General features: G+C 38.6%; 18 protein-coding genes. 8 read left to right on the forward strand and 10 right to left on the reverse strand.

The window, feature by feature from the left end; all coding sequences use genetic code 11:
• Positions 1–154: 154 nt before the first annotated feature.
• From GYM62_RS06690 to GYM62_RS06705, 4 genes are all read right to left on the reverse strand, one after another.
• Positions 155–610 (reverse strand): DUF4440 domain-containing protein, encoded by a 456-nt coding sequence (locus GYM62_RS06690; RefSeq protein WP_219958831.1) that lies wholly within the window; start codon positions 608–610, stop codon positions 155–157.
• A 94-nt stretch (positions 611–704) separates the two neighbouring features.
• On the reverse strand, positions 705–2,162 hold the full coding sequence (locus GYM62_RS06695) for an amidohydrolase (RefSeq protein ID WP_219958832.1): 1,458 nt from the start codon (positions 2,160–2,162) through the stop codon (positions 705–707).
• Between the two features lie 648 nt (positions 2,163–2,810).
• The gene (locus GYM62_RS06700; protein WP_219958833.1) at positions 2,811–4,682 is read right to left on the reverse strand and encodes a gamma-glutamyltransferase family protein; all 1,872 of its coding nucleotides are present in this window, start codon (positions 4,680–4,682) and stop codon (positions 2,811–2,813) included.
• 113 nt (positions 4,683–4,795) lie between these two features.
• Positions 4,796–5,821, reverse strand: a complete 1,026-nt coding sequence (locus GYM62_RS06705; protein ID WP_255590603.1) for a carboxypeptidase-like regulatory domain-containing protein — start codon at positions 5,819–5,821, stop codon at positions 4,796–4,798.
• 233 nt (positions 5,822–6,054) lie between these two features.
• On the opposite strand from GYM62_RS06705, the gene GYM62_RS06710 reads away from it, so the two are divergent.
• Complete coding sequence (locus GYM62_RS06710) at positions 6,055–7,416, forward strand: DEAD/DEAH box helicase (protein ID WP_219958835.1); 1,362 nt, start codon at positions 6,055–6,057, stop codon at positions 7,414–7,416.
• A gap of 44 nt (positions 7,417–7,460) precedes the next feature.
• Positions 7,461–7,904: a DinB family protein gene (locus GYM62_RS06715; RefSeq protein WP_219958836.1), complete on the forward strand. Its 444-nt coding sequence runs from the start codon at positions 7,461–7,463 to the stop codon at positions 7,902–7,904.
• A gap of 251 nt (positions 7,905–8,155) precedes the next feature.
• Here GYM62_RS06715 and serA read toward each other — a convergent pair whose 3' ends face one another.
• A complete protein-coding gene (gene serA, locus GYM62_RS06720; protein ID WP_219958837.1) occupies positions 8,156–10,048 on the reverse strand; it encodes a phosphoglycerate dehydrogenase in 1,893 nt (630 codons plus the stop codon).
• A gap of 221 nt (positions 10,049–10,269) precedes the next feature.
• Between serA and GYM62_RS06725 the strand changes: the two genes are divergently transcribed.
• Both GYM62_RS06725 and GYM62_RS06730 read left to right on the forward strand, forming a co-directional pair.
• Positions 10,270–10,803, forward strand: coding sequence for a DUF4920 domain-containing protein (locus GYM62_RS06725; protein ID WP_219958838.1), 534 nt, complete (start codon positions 10,270–10,272; stop codon positions 10,801–10,803).
• Positions 10,804–11,007, forward strand: coding sequence for a hypothetical protein (locus GYM62_RS06730; protein ID WP_091653803.1), 204 nt, complete (start codon positions 10,804–10,806; stop codon positions 11,005–11,007).
• A 151-nt stretch (positions 11,008–11,158) separates the two neighbouring features.
• On the opposite strand, the gene GYM62_RS06735 is transcribed toward GYM62_RS06730, so the two are convergent.
• Together GYM62_RS06735 and GYM62_RS06740 are read right to left on the reverse strand one after the other, a co-directional pair.
• Entirely contained in the window at positions 11,159–12,046 is an 888-nt protein-coding gene (locus tag GYM62_RS06735) for an HAEPLYID family protein (protein WP_219958839.1), read from the reverse strand.
• Between the two features lie 43 nt (positions 12,047–12,089).
• Positions 12,090–12,473: a hypothetical protein gene (locus GYM62_RS06740; RefSeq protein WP_219958840.1), complete on the reverse strand. Its 384-nt coding sequence runs from the start codon at positions 12,471–12,473 to the stop codon at positions 12,090–12,092.
• Positions 12,474–12,786: 313 nt separating this feature from the next.
• Between GYM62_RS06740 and GYM62_RS06745 the strand changes: the two genes are divergently transcribed.
• Positions 12,787–13,164, forward strand: a complete 378-nt coding sequence (locus tag GYM62_RS06745; protein ID WP_186300003.1) for a DUF983 domain-containing protein — start codon at positions 12,787–12,789, stop codon at positions 13,162–13,164.
• On the opposite strand, the gene GYM62_RS06750 is transcribed toward GYM62_RS06745, so the two are convergent.
• The 3 genes from GYM62_RS06750 to GYM62_RS06760 form a co-directional block, all read right to left on the reverse strand.
• Positions 13,161–14,678 carry a BCCT family transporter gene (locus GYM62_RS06750; protein ID WP_219958841.1) on the reverse strand — a complete coding sequence of 506 codons (1,518 nt, stop codon included), beginning with the start codon at positions 14,676–14,678 and terminating at the stop codon, positions 13,161–13,163. The two genes, GYM62_RS06745 and GYM62_RS06750, sit on opposite strands and share 4 nt — an antisense overlap.
• 171 nt (positions 14,679–14,849) lie before the next feature.
• Entirely contained in the window at positions 14,850–15,788 is a 939-nt protein-coding gene (locus GYM62_RS06755) for a DDE-type integrase/transposase/recombinase (RefSeq protein WP_219958842.1), read from the reverse strand.
• A complete protein-coding gene (locus tag GYM62_RS06760; RefSeq protein ID WP_219956550.1) occupies positions 15,785–16,171 on the reverse strand; it encodes a hypothetical protein in 387 nt (128 codons plus the stop codon). The genes GYM62_RS06755 and GYM62_RS06760 overlap by 4 nt, the downstream gene beginning before the upstream one ends.
• A gap of 150 nt (positions 16,172–16,321) precedes the next feature.
• Between GYM62_RS06760 and GYM62_RS06765 the strand changes: the two genes are divergently transcribed.
• The 3 genes from GYM62_RS06765 (at position 16,322) to GYM62_RS06775 (ending at position 19,169) form a co-directional block, all read left to right on the forward strand.
• Positions 16,322–16,705, forward strand: a complete 384-nt coding sequence (locus GYM62_RS06765) for a hypothetical protein (protein ID WP_219958843.1) — start codon at positions 16,322–16,324, stop codon at positions 16,703–16,705.
• 87 nt (positions 16,706–16,792) lie between these two features.
• Positions 16,793–17,473, forward strand: a complete 681-nt coding sequence (locus GYM62_RS06770) for a TetR/AcrR family transcriptional regulator (protein WP_091653794.1) — start codon at positions 16,793–16,795, stop codon at positions 17,471–17,473.
• Positions 17,463–19,169 (forward strand): peptidase domain-containing ABC transporter, encoded by a 1,707-nt coding sequence (locus GYM62_RS06775; protein WP_219958844.1) that lies wholly within the window; start codon positions 17,463–17,465, stop codon positions 19,167–19,169. Before GYM62_RS06770 ends, GYM62_RS06775 begins: the two co-directional genes overlap by 11 nt.

A 19,169-nucleotide genomic window follows, 5' to 3' on the forward strand; every position in this document is an offset into this window, starting at 1 on the left:
AGGGAAGACGGATGACCGAAGACCGAAGCTTCCGAATACTGATCCATTGAGCTAATAATAGGCCGTTTTTTTCTTTGCTGTCAATAAAGCGGATACACACATAATAAATCCATTAAAAAAGGCTGATTAAATTTAATCAGCCTATTTTTTATTGTTAATCTTTTTCAACTCTTGTGGAGTGCAACATATCCAGTCTCCAACCATCTTTGGTTTTTACAGCTGTTGCACTTTCCAGCCATCTTATTTCTCTGACAATTTCCCCATTCAATGAAATTGTTGCGAAATTATGATAAGCAATCCAAGCTCTATTTCCTTCAATTTTGGTTTCAATGAACTCAAACCTGTTGACTCGGCTAGGAGGGTTTGGGTTTTGTTTGGCTCTGTCGAAATAATTTAAAATGGTTGGGATATCCCATAATTCCCCCTGCTCCAACAGTATAAAATCATCTGTATAGTAGTCCTTTAATTTTTCAGAATGAAAGGAAGAAAAAAGATCATCAAAAGAGTTTTGAATTAAATCTTGAATCTGTTTTTCTTCATTCTGAGTTTGAGAAAAAGCAGAAAGGCATATCAAACTCAGGAAAAGAGTAGAAAGAATTAATTTTTTCATAGTCAAAGAGAGTTTAGTATAAAAATGCAGCTGTCTCAAAATGCACTGAGATACTACGTAATAAATCAGGACTATTTGAGACAGCATAGAGGTATTATTGTAAGTTTGAATTAATAGGAGGAGGGCCATCTGGAACGAAGCCTTTGTAGACATAGTCGCCTTTTTTCTCCTTAAATTCAGCTTTTACGGACTCTACTAATTCAGGGTTTTGGAATAAATCTACCATTGTCATCGATAGTGCCTTAGCAGCATAAGCCATTCCCTTATGGCCAATGGACATTCCTCCGGAAGCTACAACCGCCCATGAATGCCATGGAGTCCCATTCGGAGCAGTAGTTGCAGAAAGACGGATAGTAGGAACTACCCAGCTAACATCACCCACATCTGTGCTTCCTCCCATGCTATGTTCTGCAGTTTCTTCCATGGGTTCGATTTTGGAGACCAAACCGATTTGAGGCTTTCCAGTAGCCTCTTGGATCTTTTTTGCGAAGTTTTGCTCCTCTTCGGTATAGCTTATAGAGCCTAGGCTCTCAAGATTTTTCTGAAGTGCTGCTGAGCCGGTTCTATTAACTAAAACCTCATGCACCCCTGAAATTAAATTGACCTTATAATCTACATTAGCCAAAATAGCAGCTCCTTCAGCCATTTCTTCCACACGCTTCCATACAGGCACTAATCCTTCTCTACTGCTGTCTCTTACTCTTACCCAAATTCTGCTATAATCAGGAACAACATTTACAACCTGGCCAGCATCTTGAATATGGTAATGGATTCTAACAGTAGGTTTGATATGCTCACGATAATAATTAATTCCGGAAGTGTATAGTTCTAGAGCATCACTGGCACTTCTTCCATTCCAAGGATCGGCAGAAGCGTGTGCAGCCTGACCAAAAAATTCCACTTGAAAATCAACTAGAGCCAGTCCTTTCTGAACAGCAGCTTTTGTTTCAGCAGCAGGATGCCAATCCATCACTACATCTACATCCTTAAAAAGTCCTGCTCTCACCATCCACAATTTCCCAAAGAACTTTTCTTCAGCAGGAGTACCATAAAATCTGACTGTACCCTTAATTTTTCCCTGATCTATCAAGTCTTTAATGGAAGCTGCTGCTCCTAAGGATGCTACTCCAAATAGATTGTGTCCACAACCATGACCAGGAGCTCCTTCATTCAAAGGGCTTTTATAAGGAACCTTGTTTTGAGATAAACCGGGTAAAGCATCAAATTCACCTAATATGCCGATCACCGGAGATCCAGAACCATACTCAGCCACAAATGCCGTAGGAATTTCAGCAACACCTCTTGTCACTCTGAACCCTAGTTCTTCTGCATAATCAGCCAAAGCTTTGGCTGATTGAGTTTCTCTAAAAGCGATTTCTTCAAAGGACCAAATCCTATCGCTTAGGTCGGTCAGTGCATCAAATCTTTTGTCTACAGAGGCTTTAACTTCTTCCTTTAATGGGTTGGTTTTCACCTTCTTTTGAGCAAAAGAAATATTGCTCAAGCTTAAAGTGAATATAGCAGTTGTAATTGCTAGGTAATTGTATCTCATCTATTTATCTATTTAATTTTTTGATGTGTTTCTACTAAAATACCTCCCGTCATTCGGAGGGACAGTCCCTCGCATCTTTTAATGAAGTATTTCTAATTATTTCTACTGAATTTTCTATAGTTCCATACCTACGGCATGGAGATGGGTTTGTGCTCATTTTTGCTACCTAGCTAAAATCCCTACGGGATTGGATATTCCCACAATGTTTATCGAATATCTTGCTGGCACGGTGATACCGGTTCTTATTGGAAATTCTGCGCCAGCGCTAGAGGATAATTTACCTACCTTACCTCGGGTTTCACCCGAGCCTGTGCGCCTCTGGTGTGGCTATTGAGGGGTTTAAGCCCTTCAGGCTTTTCATTAAGGAGGCAAAACGGAACAGATTGAACATTGAACCATGAACTATTGAACCTATAAATTCATCAATAATATCCAAGAGCCTTGGGCTTCGATTACTCAATTAACCAATTATACAATTACTCCTTTTCTTGCTCAAGGCATATTTTTAGTTATTTCAATTGTATTTCTTTTAAAATCCCCCTTGCCCCCTTTTAATTTTTCTCACTTTTTTGAAATTTATATAAAGGTCCAAAGGGGGAATTGATCCGTATCTCGCCGAAGGCATTTCTTAATTGTAATATTTAAAATCTACCAAGCTATTCCATAATCATCTCCATAATTGGAGCTTCCTCCCCAGAAACTGCCATGCTTCCAGTCAAACCAAATGGCATTGATAGGTCCTGAAGTTCTTGGCCAGAAATCCATGATATAGCCTTTTTTCATTAATTCTGCTCTTATCCAGGTAGGTGTATCATCTCTCAATGACATGGCGCCCGGTTTAATCTCATGAGCCCCGAAAGAGCTTTGCATTTGGTAAGAATTGATATTCGCAGCCTCTGCAGCTTCCTGCACATCCATGTCAAATTCTACAATGTTTAGGAAGTATTGTAGCAGGTTTTGGTCTTGAGAGTCTCCGCCTTGAACAGCAAATGATAAAAATGGCTTTCCATCTTTTAAAGCTAGGCTTGGAGTAAGAGTAACCCTTGGTCTTTTTCCTGGTTCAGGTAAATTATAAGGATTTAATTTTTCGTCCAATACAAAGCTTTGCATACGCTGAGAAAGTCCAACGCCTGTATTCCCTGCAATCACGGCAGGAACCCATCCACCACTTGGAGTTACAGAAACTACCCAACCTTCTGCATCTGCTGCTTGAATAGAAGTGGTGCCACTTTGAAATTCCTGTAAAAATGGATCATTTGGACCCTGAATTGGCATTCCTGGATTATTGATTGCCATTGAATTATCGGAATTATTCAAAAGGCTTTTAAACGGATTACTCCCTCCCTGAAAAGGGTAAGGATCACCAGCCTTGATCGTTGGATCGTTTTTATCTTTGATAAGCTTGGCTCTTTCTTTGGCATATTCTTTTGAAAGAAGGCCTTTGATTGGACTTCTAGGCTCGAATGCTGGGTCTGAATAATAAAAGTCCCTATCAGCAAAAGCCAAATTCATCGCTTGGTAAATCGTATGGATATATTCGGAAGAATTATAGCCCATTGATTTCAAGTCAAAGTTTTCGAGGATATTTAAACTTTGTAATAAAGCTGGACCCTGAGTCCATTCTTGAAGTTTATAGACGTCTATACCTTTGTAATTCACAGACAAAGGCTCCTCAATTTTCACTTTCCAATTAGCTAAATCTTCTTCTGTGAACAAGCCGCCTTGCTCTCGAGTACCTCTTACAATTTCTTTTCCAATATCTCCCCTGTAGAATCTATCATTAGCCGCATAAATAGCTTCTTTTCTTGATTTCCCATTTGCCAAAGCCTCTTTTTCGGCATTCACCAATTTCTGTAATGTTTGGAAAAGATCTTCCTGTACAAATATTTCACCCGCTTCAGGTCCTTCTTTATCTTCTCCTAAGTGAGGTAAAAATATCTTTTTGGAATAAGGCCATTGCTTGATCCGCTCTTTTCCGCTTTCAATGCTATTGGCTGTTTGTGCCTCTATAGGATATCCTTTTGCGAGTTGCATGGCAGGCTTTAAAACCTGCTCCAAACTCATGCTTCCATATTCAGCCAACATGGTCATCAAACCTCCAGGTGTGCCAGGAGTAGTTGCTGCTAACGGGCCATAAGCAGGTGGGTAATCCATTCCTTTAGATTTGTAAAAATCTACTGTTGCTCCTGTGGGAGCCACTCCCATTGCATTGATAGCGATTACTTTCTTCAAACCTGGATGGTAGATTAAAGCCTGAGTTTCTCCACCCCAAGAAAGCACATCCCACATGGTAGCTGTAGCAGCAAGCATAGCACAGGCAGCATCTACAGCATTTCCTCCTTGCTGAAAGATGGTGGCACCTGCAGTGGCTGCCAATGGTTTACCAGTGATGGCCATCCAGTTTTTACCATGTAAAACAGGCTTGTTGGTTGGAGTTTGGCCTGGAGCTAAACCCGGAAGACTTTGTCCCATAACTGCTATTGGAAATAGAGCAAGGACAATCAGTATCAGTTTTTTCATATGATTATTATTTTTTTTAAAGGCCATATAGAATCCCTGCCTGCGGCAGGCAGGTCGGACAGTTTTTAATCAATCCAATAAGTGTCGATCTCGTGGAGTTGGACCTTATTGGGTTAAGGATTTTTTTCATCCAAATCGTCCAGAAGCTGGCTCATAATTGGCCTGAATCCAGGAAATTGGGAATTGTATTGGGTGAATAGTTTGAAAATAGCATTTGGGTCTTTGATATTTAGGCTATTATCCTCAGCAAATTCTTCCATTTCCTCAGCATCCTCACCAAAAATCAGGAAAAATTTCTTTCTGTTCTTAGGTACTTCAATCACATTTTTACCCTCGAGATAATAGTAAATGTTTCTTTTGATGATCTGATCATTTCGCTGACCCACCATCAAGGCTGTATTATAATTGGATTCTTTGAAAATTGCCATAGTTCTTCGCATGAGTGGTAATTCTCCATCTACTAAAACTTCAAAAAAGCCCGAAATTGGACTTCCTTCATCTCTGAAATCCATCCCATTGACAAAGTATCTTGGAACTCTATGGGTAGAATCCACCCAAACAATATTCTGAATTCTTAATCCGGGCATGACGGATACGAGATTATTTTCCGGCTCCATCAATTCAAACATATTCGAGACAATATTATATCGTACCCGAAACCCTTCCAGCATTTGCTGATCTCTGTAGAGTAGGATGGAGGCTGAATTCCATTTGGGATCTAAATAATTGTTCCCTTCCAATTTTTTTGGTTCAGGTGCTATTCCATACACCATATTGCCACCAATGAAATTAGGCCGTTCATTGATAAGCCTCAGAATATTGTCGGATCTGATTGTTTTCTGAAGTGCGGCTCCGCTTCCTTCCGCTCCAAAACGAACCAAAAACAAATCACCGAGATCTGTATCTTTTTGAAGGTTAACTACTCTCTCCAAGCGATTATATCCTTCAAGGTTGAGAGATAGGGTATACTTATCTTCAGGTAAATCTTTGAATTCAAAATTACCACCGGCTACACTTACCCTGCCATAAGCAGTTCCTCTAAGAGTAACACTCACTCCATCGAGATAATTATTGGATTCTGAATCCAAAACTCTTCCGGACAGTGTAAAATTTTGAGCACTTGCCCAAAAAATGCTCACTAAAAATAAGATTGATGTTATAAATAGTTTTGGGAATAATTTCATTGTAATAGTTACATATAGTGGGAATATGAAATATAGGTAAATCATAGGTCCTGATCAACAGTTCAAAAAGTATGGCTTGAATTTTAGGACTACAGGCTATAATCTTTTGTAAATTGGCATACCTAGGGAATTAGAGTTATATTTGAAAAGGCTCTGCCTGAAGTTTTTAATCATTAAATAATCCCAAATTGGATTTCTCATCATTTAATTTCGAATCTTCTTTACAAGAAGGATTGGATGCAATGGGTTTTGATCAACCCACACCTATACAAGAAAAAGCAATTCCTGTCATTATAGAAGGTAAAGATTTAATCGCCTGTGCTCAAACAGGAACTGGTAAGACAGCTGCTTTTATTCTGCCTGTACTGAACAAAATAAGTAAGTCTGGCTCCAATAATTTAAACACCCTGATTTTAGCACCTACCCGGGAGCTAGCCATTCAAATAGACCAACAAATACAAGGCTTTGCCTATTTCTTGGGAATAAGTTCTATCCCAGTATATGGCGGCGGAGATGGCTTGGTTTGGGAGCAGCAAAAAAAGGCTTTAGAAACAGGAGCGGAAATTGTGGTTGCTACCCCTGGAAGACTCATCGCGCTATTGGCAGGAGGAAAAATTGATCTCAGCTCTTTGGAACACCTGATTTTGGATGAAGCTGACAGGATGATGGATATGGGTTTTTCAGATGATATTTTGAAAATCGTGAATTATCTGCCTAAAAACAGACAAACAATCCTGTTTTCAGCTACTATGCCTCCAAAAATCAGAAGCTTCAGCATGAAGATTTTGAATAAACCTGAGGAGATTTCAATTGCTATTGGAAAAACAGCCGCTGGAGTTACTCAGTCCATGTATTCTGTATATGATACCCAAAAAGAAGACTTAGTATCCCATATATTGTCTCAAAAAAACTATGAAGCAGTAATCATTTTTGCCTCAACAAAGGATAAGGTCAAAGCTCTGTATAAAGCATTAAAGAGAAAGTTTGATGTAGAAGCCTTTCACTCTGATTTGGAGCAGCTTGAGCGCGAAAAGATCATGTCTGCCTTTAAAAACAGAGCTGTAAAAATCTTAGTCGGAACGGATATCATTTCTAGAGGAATTGATGTGGTAGGTATTGAGTTGGTGATCAATTATGATACCCCAAGTGATCCGGAAGATTACGTACACAGAGTGGGTAGAACTGCTAGGGCGGATATGGAAGGAGAGGCCATCACTTTCGTAAATCCTAAGGACCAATACAAGTTTGTCAGGATCGAAAACCTGATTGGTATGGAAGTAACTCAAGTGCCGCTTCCAGAGGGATTTGAAAAAGGACCAGATTATAATCGAGAGCCAAAGAAAAAATCTGGAGATTCTTTTAAATCAAAAAATAAGAAGTCAGGATTCTCAAAGAAAAAAGGAGGTTTTAAGGCTACACCTCATAAAAAGAGAGAGAATTTTGATTCCTCTGCACCCAAATCAGCAGATATCCCTCAAGAGAAGAAAAGTACATCTAAAAAGCCAGGAAAATTTGGGCCAAGGAGAAACGTGATTGATGACGCAGGCTAAGAATTAGGCTTGCTAAGTAATATTTTCAGTCAATAGCTATTCATATGATCAAGGAATTAATTGAATTATTTGAGAGAGATTTAAAAAGATTAGAGAAAGAGTTAGAGGCTTTTAAGAAGGAAGAAAATCTTTGGAAAACTCAGGGAGGAATTAGTAATACCGCAGGAAATCTGATCCTTCATTTAAATGGAAATTTGCGAACCTTCATTTGTAAAGAAATAGGAGGATTCGATTACACCCGGGATAGAGATTTTGAGTTTGCAGGAAAAGGTGTTTCCAGAGAAAAAATGAGAGCTGAGATTGAATTGGTTTCTAAGCAATTAGTAGCAAGTCTAGAGGGTTTAAATGAAGAAACCTTAAATCAACCTTATCCCGAGGAAAAATTTGGGTACTCAATGACATACAACTTTTTCTTGATGCACCTTTATGGTCATTTTAATTATCATTTGGGTCAGATCAACTATTTAAGGAGAATTTTGGAAGGATAATTTGAATCCAAAATAAGCTTGTTAATAAATAATCTGAATATCCGCAATCATACCAGTTGCCTTATTTTCCTTGCTTGACAGGTTGGAAGACCGATGACCGAAGACCGAAGCTTTTGGGTTTTGATCCTTTCAGCAGACAATAAGCCATATTTTTGTCAATACTGGTAAGAAAGCGGATACGCATAATAAATAAAAACACCCTGCTGAATAGCAAGGCGTTTTTAATTAAATTTAAATCTACTTTCAGATTTTTAGTATAGCATCCTGAAGCGAATCGTTCCCGGAATTGTTTTAAGTGCTTCAATCGCGTCGGGAGAATAGGCCTTGTCAATATCAGTGATTACGTAGCCTATTTTTTCATTTGTCTTCAAATATTGACCGACGATATTGATCTCAAAGTTTGCCAAAATCTGATTGATTTTCGCCAATACTCCCGGCTCATTTTGGTGAATATGGATCAATCTATGAGCATCTTTCAGGAATGGTAATTGGATGTTAGGGAAATTAACTGAGTTGAAAGTATTCCCTGTATTGATATACTCCATGATTTTACCAGGAACAAATCGAGCGATATTTTCCTGAGCCTCCAAGGTACTTCCTCCTATGTGAGGAGTTAGAATAGTATTTGGTAGCCCGATCAATTCAGAAACAAAGGGCTCACTATTGTTTTTGGGTTCTTCTGGGAAAACGTCAACTGCACAGCCTCCCAAATGGCCACTTTCCATAGCCTCTTTCAGCGCTTCAATTTCTACAACATGACCTCTACTCAAATTGACCAAAATTGCACCCTTTTTCATCTTTTGGATTCTCTTTTTGTCCAAGAGGCAATTGTTGTCTTTTCGACCGTCCACATGGAGAGAAACAATATCACAGGTTTCCAAAAGCTGGTCTAAAGAGTCTAGTTTTGTTGCATTTCCAAGTGCTAGTTTTTCAATTACATCATAATAGAAAACATTCATCCCCATGTTTTCTGCCAAAACTGAAAGTTGGGCACCAATATTTCCGTAGCCTACGATTCCTAACTTTTTACCCCTGATTTCAAAGCTTCCGCTAGCAGACTTATCCCACTTACCCTGATGCATATTGACTGATTTATCAAAAAATCCACGCATCAAGAAAATGATTTCTGCGATAGCCATTTCTACTACAGAACGGGTATTACTAAAAGGCGCATTGAAAACTGCAATTCCCTTTTCCTGACAGGTTTCCAGATCAATTTGGTTAGTCCCTATACAAAAAGCTCCAATGGCAATCAGACGATTGGCATTTTCCAAAACCTTTTTGGTCACATTAGTCTTAGACCTGATTCCAAGAATGGATACATTTTGAATTTTCTCACAAAGTTCTTCTTCGCTCATTGCTGAGCTTACGACTTCAACCTGATATCCTTCTTCTTTTAATAACTCGACTCCGATCGGATGAACGTTTTCAAGCAGCAATACCTTGATTCTGCTTTTGGGATAAGAAAACTTGGTATTGAGTTTATTGATGTACAAAATTTCATCCAAACTAGGGGCAACGTGATCTGCCTGAGAAGCTACTTTAGGACGATGCACATTCTCTGTGAAAGCATAGAATTTATTCGCCAAACCAGAAGCTTTGATTTCATAGTCGGTATACCCATCGCCTATCACATAGATATCGCCCTCCAAATTGATCTTTTTGATAGTTTCTGCCTTGCCGTTGTTTTTGGATAGGGGATTATCTCTATTAAAGTCTACGATCTTTCCAGACTCATCGTAGACGAATTCATTGGCAAATACATTTTCCTTTTTGATACCATAATCAGCTACGATCGGAATTATGAAATCCTTGAATCCATTGGAAATTATGAATATGTCATCTGCATTTTCCTGTAAAAACTCTTTATTCCTTTCGAAGGATTTGGATACTTTCTTTTTCAAAGCATCAATCAAGTCTGAAATCTGAGCTTTGTTGGCTTTGAGAATATCCAATCTTAGCTCCAAACTTTCGCGGAAAGTCACCGAGCCCTCCATCCCTTTATCTGTAATGTCCTTGATGGCCTGAAGCTTTTCTTTTGCATTTGGATCGCCACTGAGGGAGATTTCGCCCAAAATATCCAAGGCTTCTACCTGAGTAAAGGTACTGTCAAAATCGATGATGAATTTTTTGGTTTGAGACATGTGCAGGGTCTTATTGAGAATTCTCTGTAAAATTAGCGTATTGTTAAAAAAATTGAAGTTTTATTAGAGATTTTGTTTCAAATACTTTTGAAAGCAGAATTTTCCGCAATCGATTGTGTGGTTTTAAACAAAATAGAGGCTGATTTCTTTGAATCAAAACAAGCATATTAAATTTTTATACTGCGCTCTTTCATTCTATTTTTACATTAAAATATTCAGCTATGCATAAGTCAACTATCTACTCACTTTTAATCGGACTATGTTTTATCAGTCTTTCATGCTCTAATTCCAAAGATCCGTACGCTAACCTTCCTCAGCATGAAATGGGAAAAGTCGTTGGCGAGGTCGAGTCGGTACCCGGGAAATTTGGAGAAAATATGGACGGAAACTTCCAGCTTACTCAATTAAGCTCCATGATGGAAGAAGTAGAGAAGACTGGATCTTACGAAGGAGTTATTCAAGGCCAAATCAAAGAAGTATGTACCAATAAAGGCTGCTGGTTTTCCATGGATTTACCTAATGGAGAAAGCATGAGAGTTACATTTAAGGATTATGGATTCTTTTTGCCTACTAACAGTCAAGGCTATCCTATAATCATAAAAGGCGTGGCCAATATGGTGGAAACCGATGTGGAAACCTTAAGGCATTTTGCTGAAGATCAAGGCAAATCAGAAGAAGAAATAGCAAAAATTACAGAGCCGAAAAGAGAAATCACCTTTGAGGCAAGTTCGGCAATCATTCAGGAGAAAGCGTAAATGGCAATAGCGTTAGATAATCTTCGAGTAGGAAGAAGGTATGTGTTGGTCAATCAAGGGGAAGTTAGAAAACTCGAGATTATGGCTAGGCTTCATGGAGATAACTTTAAGGTGAAAGATCTGGAAACCTTAGAGTATTATACCATTGAAGAGCTTTTGCAATGGGGCAAAGGAAAAGATTATGATTTGGACGAAATCAGGTAAATGTAAAACCCCAGATCAAATTCATTTATAAAAATTAAACGCCTCCTTCACAATCAAGTGAGGAGGCGTTTTCAGTTTTATGACCAGAATCTTAATCGATTCAAATTTTTTGTGCTTGAATGAAAAAGAGCTTTGAGAAAAAAGTTAATTATTAATGCATGGACCTGAACCCGGGCTCATAAATGATTCTCACAAAACTTCCCAATCCTCTATTGGGATTATCGATAGGAATGGCGCTGACAATGCCTACCATTAAATTTTCGGCCAAACCAACCCTCATTTGAGGCCTCAATACGGTATGAAGGTTTCCATCATTCAGCACCTTGTTAATTTCTACACCTATGAAGTTTCTCGTTCCTGAAATCATGTAATGGAAATTAGAATTGATTTCATATTCAACATGAGATCTGCCACCAAACTCTTTTTCGATGCGGGGTCCGGTATAAACCAAGGTATGATAATTAGTGCCCCATCTTTTTGCCGCGATTAGAAAGGGATTGAAAATGTTTCCTTTGAAGGTGCCCTCATTTTCCCATCTATCAAATCCTCTCATTTCAAATTCATGGATGTAACCCAAGGCCATGGAGATATTTTGTTTTTCCTTGACTAAGAAAGTCCATTGCGTTGCTAGCTTGATCGACTCCAGTCTATTTTCGGGCTGACTATTTGGGTTTTCCAAATTTCTAAAGGAATAAAAGGAAAATGGAAGTTCGACCTCGAAACCTAAACGGTCAATAGGCGCCCATTCGTATTCCACTAAGGCATGGAATTCATCAAAATCTCTTCTGTCATCCATTCCAAAGCCTATGTTCCATTCCTTTTCCCCCTTTCTTGCACCCAAGTCACGGATCAAGTCAATGTAAAGTGGCTCAGCATGGAGAATCTTTGGCTTTTTATGAGAAATATCGGGCTGTTCTACCTCCCGGATAAAGACTGAATCTAGGTATTGTCTTTCTAATTTGGTACTGTCAGTTTCTGTTTGGCCGTATGCATGCCATGTCAGGCAGACTGCCATAGCCGCTGCAAATATTTTTTTCATTATGATTCCTGTTTAATTTGAGTTTGAAAACTGCCTTAATTAATCAGGATCTATCAGGAGGGGGAGGGGTAAGGGAAAGTAGAGGAGGAAGTGTCTTTTTAACCAAAGACCAATCTTTTTTCTCCAACAAAAATAATTCTGGTTTCAGAGTAAGTTCTGGAATCAAACACTGATAAACCTTTAATTTTTTCAGTGATTTGTCTTCTTGATTGGTTCCATTATCAGGGATAACATCTCCATCACCATCTAATATGTATTCGAAAATCACTTCGGATATATTATCAATAGGATCATCTAAGTACATTTTAGCATGACCTTCTACGCCTCCTTCATAAAAATTTGCGGAGAGATTGATAAAATTGATAAGGAGAATGTAGGAAAAAACCCTTACCCAAGTTGCATACTTATTAGTTGATCGAACTGACAATTTGATATTCTTTTTCCATCTGCAAAATTAACGAACTTATTTAGCCTAGGTTGTTAATTTTCATAAAAAGAAGAATGTGCTGGAAGTCACTGACAACTTTTGAATAATTAGTACCTTCGTATTAAATACAAAATGGATATCCGCTTTCTTATCAGTATTGACAAAAATACGGCTTATTTTCTGCTGAGAGGATCAAAATCCGGAAGCTTCGCTTGCCAGCCGTGGCTGGGTCATCGGTCATCAGTCTTCCAGCCAATTAAGCAAAGAAAATAAGGCAACTGGCATGATTGCGGATAATCAGAAAATATAAATAATGATGTCAAAAAGTCTAGCAGGCGCAATTGTAGAAGCCAAATGCCCACGTTGCAGGAAAGGAAATATCTTTTCTGTTTCAATCTTTAGTTTCAATAAATTGACTGATATCAAGCATTCCTGCGAAGTATGTAATGCCAGTTTTCAGCCAGAACCGAGATTTTACGATGGAGCCATGTACATCAGTTATGCCTTTTCCGTGGCACTGGTGATAGCAGTTTTTGTGGCGATTAATGTGTTGGTAGACGTTCCCAAGCTATGGATGTATTTGACAACCATAGTGGTGATCAACTTGGTTTTGCTCCCGGCTATGCTCCGATATTCTAAAGTTCTGTACTTATATGCAGTCGGGAAACTTAAATATAAGGAAGGCTATTAAAGATATTTTTTCGGGGAGAAACTGACCAAAGTTAATCCTATACTTACCAAACTTAAAAAGAAAAGTGCTGGAAGACCACCGATCACTGAAAGGATTCTGACTCCGTCAATGCCTGAAAAGTTGATCATTATCCAGGCTGTTGCGCCTATTAAAATTCCCCAAAAGATTTTTATCGAACTGGGAACATGAAAATCATCTTCCGCTCCGCCTCGCATACTTAAACTGGCCAAGGCTTCAGTGCTGGAGTCAGCAGCAGTGACATAGGAAATAAACATGGCGATCAAAAATATTCCTGCAAAAAGGGGATAGTATCCAATTTCTTCAAAAACTAAGTAGATGATGGATTCAGGCCCCCTTTCTACAAAAGAATCTAGAAATTTATCAGGGGATATTAAAGCCAAATCGAGGGTACTTCCTCCAAAAATCCCCATCCAAATCAAACAAAATAGGGCTGGGAAAAACCAGGAAACCAAGAGGAATTCCCGCACTGTTCTTCCTATAGCAATTTTCCCTAAGAATAATGCTGTAATAGGTGCCCAAGCCATCCAAATCGCAAAATTGAAGGTAGACCAATCATAAGTCCACTGCTTTTTTTTCCCGGAGATTTGAAGGCTGAGATCAAGAAAGTTTGAGAAATATTGTTGGAAACCCAACATGATGTTCTTTAGAAATTCCCCATTAGTTAAGATCAAAAAGAGGCTTATAAAAATTAGGAAAAAACCCAAGTTGAAGAGAGATAAGTTTTTTATCCCTTTTTCTATGCCTGATTTGGCAGAAATCACAAATGTGAAGACTATTAGCAAAGTCACTACAGAGGAGGATAAAGAGAAACTCACATTAGGGAAAATATTTTGGATCCCGCCTGAAAGACTCAAGATCCCTGCTCCCAGAGATGCCGCCATCCCTGCCACCAAAGCAAAGAGACTGATCATATCTACTAATGATTCTGAAAGTTTTGATTTTTTTGTTCCCAAAGTAGGTTTAAGCATCAGCCCCAATCGAAACTTATTCTTCTTTTGATGATACATCAATCCAAAAAGCAAAGCAGGAACAGCATAGATAGCATAAGGAGTGAAGCCCCAGTGAAAAAAGAGAGCACCCAGCGCAAATGATTTGGCAGCCTCAGATTGTTGTTCGATTGGAAAGAACTCAGGAGGGAAGAGGAAATGAGAAAGTGGTTCTGCACTTCCCCAAAATAGAATTCCTACTGCTATGGTGGTACAAAGGACAATTGCAAACCAAGAAACAGTGTGTAATCGAGGTTTAGCATTTTCGCCTCCTATTCGGTATTTTCCCAAAGGTGAAAAGAATACCCATCCAATTAATAGAGTCATTAAGAAAGAAAGCCAACTAAATCCCAGTGAAAAATTAATAAGTATCCAGTTTTGGATTTCCCTCATCTTTAGATCAAAAACTCCAGGGTATAAAATGGAGAGAACTACTGCAAAAATGAGCAGAATTACGGGTGGCCAAAAAACCGATTTTCTTACTGGAAGCTCGGGAGGAAACTGCATTCAAATGATCAATTAAAAAGATTTCAAATCAATTTATAGGATTGTAAGTTATGAATATACATTTAACTGATTATCCGCATTCATGCCTGTTTCCTTATTTTCTTTGATTGGCTGGTTGGAAGACCGATGACCGAAGACCGAAGCTTCCGTGACCTTGCCTGATTTTGGTTGTCACAATTCCGTCTTGTGAACTGTTAATTTGTTTATATTTTGAGGTACTCTTTTTCTTGGTTGTTCAGGATTTCTGGGCTTCAATTTCAAGGTATATGCCATTGAAGGTTGAGTTTGCAACATTGATTTATATTGGAGGGGAGAAAGTCCATTGAGTACTTTCTTTCTTCTTTTCTTGTTGTGGTCAGCGACTGCTTTTTTCTGACATTTTCTCAATTCTTCAAGTTTCTTTGGCTTCCAGTAATTCAAGTATCCACTATTTATCAGATCGTTTGTTTTCTCTGCATAGGGGTTCTCGTAAGAGTACATGCACATACTTTGAAGAATTCCGTGTCGATTACACAACTTCTTGTATACCTCGCTCTCATACTGCTTGCCTCCATCGCTATGATGAATCATCCCTTTGAGTTTTACTCCATTGCCCACGGCTCTGCTGATTGCTTTTCGCATCACTGCTCTATAATTAAGTGCATGATTGGAATCATAAGCTCCATAGCCTACGATTTCTTGGTTGTACACATCGGTGATATAGATCGTGTAAAGCTTAGTGTCTCCGTATAGATAATGGGCCATATCTGCCTGCCAGACTTGATTTACTCCATTCACATCTTTCTGAACCAGCAGGTTAGAAAACTCCCGGGTACCTGATTGTGTGGCTCTCCCATAACGTTTGGGATATTTGACACGGTAACCCAACTCCATAAATAACGCTATACTTTTGTCCCTTCCTATGGGCAATTGATCACCAAACTCTTCATACATACTCCGGCAGCCTTGGCTGGGACAAGTTTTACGGACTTTACGCAGGTTCAATTCTGCCAGCCGAATGACCTCATCTTCAATTTCTGGCTTACCAGCGGCAACTTTATAATAGGACTGACGGCTGTAACCCAATATCTTACAGGCTGAGCTGATCTCAAAAGAATACGGATAGATCATTTTTTCTGAGACTTTGATGCTGGATCGCCAAAACTTTTTTTTAAATCCACACGAAATTCATCTGATGCCTGCTCTACTATGATCCGGTACAGATCTGCCTCCAATGATTTACGTCCCAAAGCAGCTTCCAGCTCCTTGATCCTACCTTTTAATACCTGAACCCTGTTGTCCTGACTGTCTTTTTCCATAACCATTCTTGTCCCCTTCTTCAAGGTAGTCGAATATTTGTAAAGCCAAGTATATACAGTCTGTTTTCCGCCTATTCCGTACTCACGAACAGCCTGGAGAACTGTTAACTCTTTCCGTTCTATCTGACCTACAATCTGCCTACGCAAATCCTCACTGAAAATCCGCTGAGCTTTAAGTTGAAATCTTTTTGTCATCTTATTTGGTTTATCGTCCCAACAAAATGTGTCAACTTTTTTCAGGCATTGTCACCGGATTCTGATCCTTTTAGCAGACAATAAGCCGTATTTTGTTGTTGCTTGTAAGAAAGCGGATATCCATATACTTTTAATCCCAATCGCACTACTATGATACAAGTCTTGAAGCGTTATTCCCTTTTTGTCCTATCGGGCTTTTACATATTTGCGGGCATCAATCATTTCCTAAATCCTGAATTTTACCTCCCATTAATTCCTGATTATTTTTCAAATGCTGAATTCATCAATGTTATGGCAGGCCTAGCTGAAATTATTCTTGGAATAGGTCTTCTGATCAAAAAGGTAAGGAGGTTAGCTATTATTGGGATCGTTTTAATGCTATTGGCCTTTATTCCATCCCATGTTTATTTTATTCAAAAGGGATCTTGCATTGATGGTGGGCTTTGTGTTTCAAACTGGATTGGATGGATAAGACTGGTGATCATTCACCCTATTCTAATCGCTTGGCCTTTATGGTACTGGAAACAATCCTAATTATTTGTTATTATTACTAACAAAAATCGAAGCTATACTAAACCTTTTTCAAAACTGTCCGTTTCATGGGTTTAAATCAGACCAATTATGGAGGCTATTCTCAGTAAAATCAAAGTAGAAGTCAATCCTAATTTGTATCAAAAAGAGCCATTTAGCTCTGATTTGGGCACATCCATTGTTAAGGAAGGCTCCAAACTGATACAGGAATTGGGCATGGAAAATTTTACTTTTAAAAAACTATCCATACAAATCGGAAGTACAGAAGCAGCGATTTATCGGTATTTTGACAATAAACATAAACTTCTGCTTTACCTTACAGCTTGGTATTGGGGTTGGATGGAGCATAATTTAGTGTATAGCACGGCGAACCTTAAGGATCCGGCAGAGAGACTATCAATGGCTATTCGTTTGCTTTCAGAAGGTCCTGTCTTTACCAAAAATGAATATTTGAATCCCTCTATTCTTAGGGATATAGTAGTAAATGAGTCTCTGAAGGGTTTTTTAACAAAAGAAGTAGACGTAGAAAATGAAATTGGAATCTTTGCCCAGGTTTACAAGTTTGGTGAAAGAATAGCCAATATAATTCAGGAAATTAACCCTTCCTATAAATACCCGAAAACCTTGGTTTACACTGTTTTGGAGTCAAGTTTATTGCAGTCTTTTAATTCCCAGCATCTCCCTGGAATGACAGAAAATGGTTTGGGGGCTGCTTCACGTTTTCAATTCTTTCATCAACTGGTCGTAAATACGATTCAAAATGGCAACTAATAGCGATATCACACCACTTAAACGCTTTTTCAGATTACTGAAAGAAGAAAAAAGTCAGGTATATTCGATTTACTTCTATGCCGTATTAAATGGTTTAATTACACTTACCTTACCTCTTGGTATTCAGGCGATTTTGAACTTTATTCTAGGGGGCAGAATATCAACATCCTGGATAATTTTGGTTCTGATTGTGGCAGCAGGTGTTGCATTTGGTGGATTTCTTCAGATTTCTCAGCTCCAAATTATGGAGAAATTGCAACAGAGAATATTCACCAAATCGGGATTGAGCATTGCTTACAGATTGCCAAGGGTAAAGGCAGAAATTCTTCATGGACAATACGGACCTGAATTAGTCAATAGATTTTTTGATACAGTCAACTTGCAAAAAGGGCTTTCGAAAATTCTGATCGATTTCTCCACTGCTTTGCTTCAGGTAATATTTGGTTTGTTGTTGTTGTCAGTTTACCACCCAACTTTCATTCTCTTTGGTATTGCTCTGTTCGTGATTTTAGGATTGATTTTCTACATCACAGGACCAAGAGGTATGGAAACTGCCATGAAAGAGTCTTCCTACAAATACGAAACAGCTTACTGGCTGGAAGAAATAGGAAGAACTATGAATACCTTCAAATTGGTGGGGAATACCCGTTTGCCAATTTTAAGGGCTGATAAACTCCTGCAGTTTTATGTGGATTTCAGATCCAAGCACTTTGCCGTTTTGATCTTCCAATACAAGATCATGATTGCATTTAAGGTATTAATTGTATCCAGTTTATTGGTTGCAGGAAGTTTACTTTTAATAAACGATCAAATCAGTATCGGTCAGTTTGTAGCTGCTGAGGTAATCATTGTATTGGTGGTTAACTCTGTAGAAAAGTTGATTCTTTCTCTTGAAACTGTTTATGACACATTGGTGGCTACAGAAAAACTTGGTCATGTAATGGATTTAGAGCTTGAGAATACTAGAGGTACAGAAAAAGTAATCGTATCTAATCCAAAAGGCTTGAAGTTTGGAATGGAAAACGTGGTTTTTCATCCCCAGGATTCAGATCATCCTATTCTTAGAGGAATTTCTTTGACTATAGAACCCGGTAAAAAAGTTGCCGTAACTGGAAAGAGTGGCAGTGGAAAAAGTGCCTTTTTGGCTTTACTTTCTGGATTGTATGAAGAATACGAAGGTAAAGTCATGGTCAATGATTTATCCATTGATATGATTCAATTGGAAAAATACAGATCCATGGTTGGGGATGTTTTGGAAATGGAGCAGATTTTCCACGGGACCATTCGGGAAAACATTATCGTTGGAAGAGAATATGATGATAAGCAACTTGAATCTGTATTAGAATTGGTGGATTTGAAAGAGTACGTGTACCAATTGCCGAACGATTTAGAAACCAAGTTGCAACCTGAAGGAAAAGGGCTTTCAAAGCGTATAATTCAAAGTATTTTGGTGGCTAGAGCATTGATTGGCAAGCCAAAAGCGATCATTATGGAGAACGCACTTCTTCACTTATATGAGGATGTAAAAAATCGAATCTTGGATTATTTGATTAAGGGAGATTGGACCTTGATTTTGGTAACCAAAGATGAGGAAGCCATTAAGCGAGTAGATGAAATTATTGTTATGGATCAGGGTAAAAATGTCTTCCAGGGAAATCATGAGGGCTACTTATCATTCACTTCAAATTCTAATTAA

Source organism: Algoriphagus sp. NBT04N3, from assembly GCF_019443765.1.
Taxonomy (GTDB): Bacteria; Bacteroidota; Bacteroidia; order Cytophagales; family Cyclobacteriaceae; genus Algoriphagus; species Algoriphagus ornithinivorans.

Excerpts from the sequence above, each read along its gene's own strand:
- GYM62_RS06755 (WP_219958842.1), bottom strand. The coding sequence starts at position 15,788 with ATGATCTATCCGTATTCTTTTGAGATCAGCTCAGCCTGTAAGATATTG.
- GYM62_RS06700 (WP_219958833.1), bottom strand. The coding sequence starts at position 4,682 with ATGAAAAAACTGATACTGATTGTCCTTGCTCTATTTCCAATAGCAGTT.
- GYM62_RS06735 (WP_219958839.1), bottom strand. The coding sequence starts at position 12,046 with ATGAAAAAAATATTTGCAGCGGCTATGGCAGTCTGCCTGACATGGCAT.
- serA (WP_219958837.1), bottom strand. The coding sequence starts at position 10,048 with ATGTCTCAAACCAAAAAATTCATCATCGATTTTGACAGTACCTTTACT.
- GYM62_RS06725 (WP_219958838.1), top strand. The coding sequence starts at position 10,270 with ATGCATAAGTCAACTATCTACTCACTTTTAATCGGACTATGTTTTATC.
- GYM62_RS06695 (WP_219958832.1), bottom strand. The coding sequence starts at position 2,162 with ATGAGATACAATTACCTAGCAATTACAACTGCTATATTCACTTTAAGC.
- GYM62_RS06765 (WP_219958843.1), top strand. The coding sequence starts at position 16,322 with ATGATACAAGTCTTGAAGCGTTATTCCCTTTTTGTCCTATCGGGCTTT.
- GYM62_RS06715 (WP_219958836.1), top strand. The coding sequence starts at position 7,461 with ATGATCAAGGAATTAATTGAATTATTTGAGAGAGATTTAAAAAGATTA.
- GYM62_RS06760 (WP_219956550.1), bottom strand. The coding sequence starts at position 16,171 with ATGACAAAAAGATTTCAACTTAAAGCTCAGCGGATTTTCAGTGAGGAT.
- GYM62_RS06775 (WP_219958844.1), top strand. The coding sequence starts at position 17,463 with ATGGCAACTAATAGCGATATCACACCACTTAAACGCTTTTTCAGATTA.
- GYM62_RS06690 (WP_219958831.1), bottom strand. The coding sequence starts at position 610 with ATGAAAAAATTAATTCTTTCTACTCTTTTCCTGAGTTTGATATGCCTT.
- GYM62_RS06750 (WP_219958841.1), bottom strand. The coding sequence starts at position 14,678 with ATGCAGTTTCCTCCCGAGCTTCCAGTAAGAAAATCGGTTTTTTGGCCA.
- GYM62_RS06770 (WP_091653794.1), top strand. The coding sequence starts at position 16,793 with ATGGAGGCTATTCTCAGTAAAATCAAAGTAGAAGTCAATCCTAATTTG.
- GYM62_RS06730 (WP_091653803.1), top strand. The coding sequence starts at position 10,804 with ATGGCAATAGCGTTAGATAATCTTCGAGTAGGAAGAAGGTATGTGTTG.
- GYM62_RS06745 (WP_186300003.1), top strand. The coding sequence starts at position 12,787 with ATGATGTCAAAAAGTCTAGCAGGCGCAATTGTAGAAGCCAAATGCCCA.